We start from the raw sequence: 3,623 nt of genomic DNA on the forward strand, positions 1-3,623 counted from the left end.
GAGCAAGGTCACTGGCAAGTATCAGCAGACGTTGGGTGAGTGGATTGCGGTGCCGGGGCAGTAACCGTTATTCGTCGTGCAGCGGTGAAAGCGAATGTTCAGCTAACTATTTAGCCTCGCGGTGACGGATAACCGCTCCGTCACCGCGAGGTTCGCTTCAAGCCTTCACTTCAACTTTGTCCAACGCCTGATTCACTGCGATCTCTCCCAGCATCACTACCTGGGCGATGCCGAATAACGTCTTGCGCTGCGAGTTTTCCAGTAACGCGGCGAAGTCGTTGAGCATGGTGCTGGCCGAACCCAGTGATTCGCTGGCATTGGCCAACAGGGACTCACTGTCGTAAGCCGGGTTGGCGATGAACATGCGTTCGGGCTGGTTGGTGGAGGCTTTGATGTGATTGGCTGGAGGCAGGTAATAATCCAGCGCACGCTCGGCGGCGTCGTGGAGTTTTTTTGAGTCGGGGGATGCGGGATTGGTGTCCGGCGGATTGGGAGTGACTTTGAACATGGATGAATCCTCTAGCGCGATTACCAAAAGGAGCCATCACCCTCGCTACCAAACGAAGGGTGGCGGCCATACGCGGGTTGGTAGACCGGTCGCACTAGAACCCGGCGCCCACGAATGGACCCCACGCATGACCACCATGATATTCGAGCGCTGATAAGCGACCTGAATCAGGTGACGCAATGCATCTAGACACGAGGCGGGCTACCAAACCCGATCACTGCTTTCAGTGACCCAGGGACGATAGAACCCGCAGGCTAGACGCACAAGCCGGCGGATTCTGTCTTAGGTGTAGGGGGAGGCGCAAGACAACGTAGGCTTCGGATGACTTTCACTAGTCAGATTTAAACAAGCGCCAGCGTAACCGTTTAAAAATCCCGAGCCAAAGTTCAAATCGAGTCTGATACAGTTCCACTTGGCAAAATCGTAGACAGGAAGTCAGACATGGCAAAGCCAGCAGCTCGTATTACCGATCCCACCAATTGCCCTATCCCTGGACACGGTCCGAAAGCTATCGCGTCCGGATCTCCCGATGTTTTCTTCGACGGTCTTGCAGCCGCGACCAAAGGCGATACTTGCACCTGCGGCAGCGCTTTGGCGTCAGCAGTGTCCTCGACTGTATTTATCAACGGTAAGAATGCTGCCTTGGTAGGTACGGTAGGCACCCATGGAGACATCGTCATCGGCGGCTCGGGCACCGTGATTATTGGTGACTCGCATAGTCCGGCACCATTTATTGCCCCGCTTCCCCTATTGCTGCAGAAAACTTATGGGCACACCTTCAGCATCGTTGACAGCGAAACAGGCCAGCCCTTGGCAGGAAGGAATTTCAGCGCAATCGTTAATGGTCAAAAGATTACCGGTGTTACCGATAGTACAGGAGCAGCGACCGTTAAGACCCCAACAAAAGATGCTGCTATTTCAGTTACCATCGACTTCACCTCACCAGCTCGGACGCTCAGCGAACTCACGGATTGAACACTATGGCCGAACAATTTACTACTGAAGCAAAAGCAGCGGAAATCAAACCAGGCGCGCCGATTGTCCCCACGACTATCACGGTCAATGATAGAGCTGCAACAAGGGAAGCGATTATCAGGCTTCTCCACAAAAACAAATGCGAATTTGTGGAAAGATCCTCTTGGGGAGCACATAAAGCAAAAGGCGAAATGGTCGATGATTGGGACTACTCAATGATCGCCCTTCACCATGCCGGCCGGAGTATGGGTGCGGTGCTGGGGCAGGACAAATGCGGGCAATCCAAAGTGAGCATCAAGCCAAGTTTGATGACATCGGTTATCACTATGGTATCGACTGCACGGGGAAAGTCTTTGAAGGACGTGACATACGATTCAAAGGCTCAAGCGTACATAACTACAACACTGGTGTAATTGGGATCGTTTTGCTGGAGAACCTGACGACTGCCGAAGAAGGTGGAGACATGGTGGCTTTTGCCCGTCAGGCTCTTGAAACCTTCAATGGCAATATGGATCAGAAAATTCCTGCCATTCAGATTGACACTCTTCTGAAGTTGATTCAGGCCCTGACCAGTGTTTTCAGGGTGACAACGTTAGGAGGACATCGTGAATTCCCAATGCAGGCCGGCGAAGGGAAGATTTGTCCAGGCAATATTGGCATGGAACTGGTAAAAAACCTTCGAATCAAAACCAAACTCTTGCGACCGCCTTCGTCATGAAATCGCTTCTTATCATCTCCACAATTATCTGTGTCGTTGTCCTATACGTCGGCTTCTATGAAAAGATGGAGGACGCTTATCCAGAAAAAGTGTTCTTCATCAAGAAAAGTCCGACATTTCAAATGAAATTTGAAAATATTTTCGCGTACGAATCAGATGACAAAACTGTAGGTGAGTTAAGCGGTACGGAACGACAGTTGGTAATTCAGTACTGCAAATATCGGCTCGGGGTGACTACTGACCTGCATAACCAAGAGGAGCTCGAACTATGCAAGAAGAGATAGTTTCCACCTTCATCTCAGCATATACATCATAGGCAGAACGATCTTCTGAACGAATACTCCATGCCCCTGCCCAGCTTTTTACTGCCCCCCCGCCGGGGTTAACATTAAAATGATCTTGGAATTGATACTGACAATACAACCTAGCGATGGAAAAAGGTATCAAGCCACATGGATGCAAATAAAGTCGGACGCCGGTATGTACGGTGGATCCTTCTGCCGCTCATCGTCCTTTTTTTCTGGTACTTCTGCTCCCCAGTTGTAGCGGTGAATTTTTCCCTGAACAGTGAGGAAGAATTTCACTACGTTTGGAATACTCAGGACAGGATTCATAGAGGCGATATCAAGCACGGTGGCTCAGCCGTTGAGTTCGGCTACCTATTCCCTGATGACGACTTTTTCATGATGTTTGATTGGTGGACTGATAAAGGTTTTCAGAGGTGCGTGGACATCAGCCCCAAATGGGGCCGAACTATTGACATCTATTTGGATGCAACAGGCAGGGTCGATATTGCTAAAACCGGCCCGGACGTTATTGCTCGATTGAAACAATGCACTGGCGAAACTGACCCTTTCCGACCATGAGTTAGTCGTGAGCCCTCATGAAATTAGGTCGACCACATCGATCGTCATAGATGGGGCGGCAGCGCCCCACTCTACGCCGAGAATGCCATTCACTCTTTCCAGCGCAACCAAGACTGAACGTAAGTGCAGCCATTGATGCACTCGAACCTGCGTTATCGCCCACTTGATCGCCCGCTCATCCAGCTCTGATTCGCGCTCGTGTAGTTCGTTTCCGGGGCGCAAATCTCGCTCTCTTGGTAGACTTGCAACCCATTCCGGCAGATGCGGTGCTGCGCGGTGAAGCGCAGTGCTTCCATCAGCCATTTTTCATGTCCTACAGCTGCCACAAACGAAAGTGGTACGTATTGGCTTCGAATGGGTACATCGTACCAACAGATGCTGAAAACCCTTGAAAACGCCCGAAATCACGTCGAAAACACGTTGAGTAAAATGGTCCAGAATCAGAGCTTTAGCCCAGTAAAACCAACGCCTGAGCCGTCTCGGCGCTTCAGTGTGGCACCCATGATGGATTGGACGGACCGCCATTGCCGGTACTTCCTGCGCCTCCTGTCCAAGC

At 51.1% G+C, this 3,623-nt stretch carries 6 protein-coding genes and 1 pseudogene; 5 read left to right on the plus strand and 2 right to left on the minus strand.

Features of this window, described 5'->3' with window-relative positions:
* Positions 1-157 precede the first annotated feature (157 nt).
* Positions 158-508 carry a DUF6124 family protein gene (locus D6877_RS02745; RefSeq protein WP_130909760.1) on the minus strand — a complete coding sequence of 117 codons (351 nt, stop codon included), beginning with the start codon at positions 506-508 and terminating at the stop codon, positions 158-160.
* 441 nt (positions 509-949) lie between these two features.
* Here D6877_RS02745 and D6877_RS02750 point away from each other — a divergent pair, with 441 nt between their 5' ends.
* The 4 genes from D6877_RS02750 to D6877_RS02765 all read left to right on the plus strand — a co-directional run bounded on the left by D6877_RS02750 (position 950) and on the right by D6877_RS02765 (position 3,067).
* On the plus strand, positions 950-1,483 hold the full coding sequence (locus D6877_RS02750; protein WP_130909761.1) for a PAAR domain-containing protein: 534 nt from the start codon (positions 950-952) through the stop codon (positions 1,481-1,483).
* Between the two features lie 5 nt (positions 1,484-1,488).
* Positions 1,489-1,896 carry a hypothetical protein gene (locus D6877_RS29780; protein WP_241662840.1) on the plus strand — a complete coding sequence of 136 codons (408 nt, stop codon included), beginning with the start codon at positions 1,489-1,491 and terminating at the stop codon, positions 1,894-1,896.
* On the plus strand, positions 1,815-2,201 hold the full coding sequence (locus D6877_RS29785; RefSeq protein ID WP_347233392.1) for a hypothetical protein: 387 nt from the start codon (positions 1,815-1,817) through the stop codon (positions 2,199-2,201). The genes D6877_RS29780 and D6877_RS29785 overlap by 82 nt, the downstream gene beginning before the upstream one ends.
* Positions 2,202-2,653: 452 nt before the next feature.
* On the plus strand, positions 2,654-3,067 hold the full coding sequence (locus D6877_RS02765) for a hypothetical protein (RefSeq protein WP_130909763.1): 414 nt from the start codon (positions 2,654-2,656) through the stop codon (positions 3,065-3,067).
* Between the two features lie 15 nt (positions 3,068-3,082).
* On the opposite strand, the gene D6877_RS02770 is transcribed toward D6877_RS02765, so the two are convergent.
* Positions 3,083-3,370, minus strand: a complete 288-nt coding sequence (locus tag D6877_RS02770) for a hypothetical protein (RefSeq protein WP_130909764.1) — start codon at positions 3,368-3,370, stop codon at positions 3,083-3,085.
* Positions 3,371-3,496: 126 nt separating this feature from the next.
* Here D6877_RS02770 and D6877_RS02775 point away from each other — a divergent pair.
* Positions 3,497-3,623: pseudogene (locus tag D6877_RS02775) on the plus strand (tRNA dihydrouridine(20/20a) synthase DusA); the annotation flags it as partial.

The organism is Pseudomonas sp. Sample_9 (genome assembly GCF_004307535.1).
GTDB lineage: Bacteria > Pseudomonadota > Gammaproteobacteria > Pseudomonadales > Pseudomonadaceae > Aquipseudomonas > Aquipseudomonas mercuritolerans.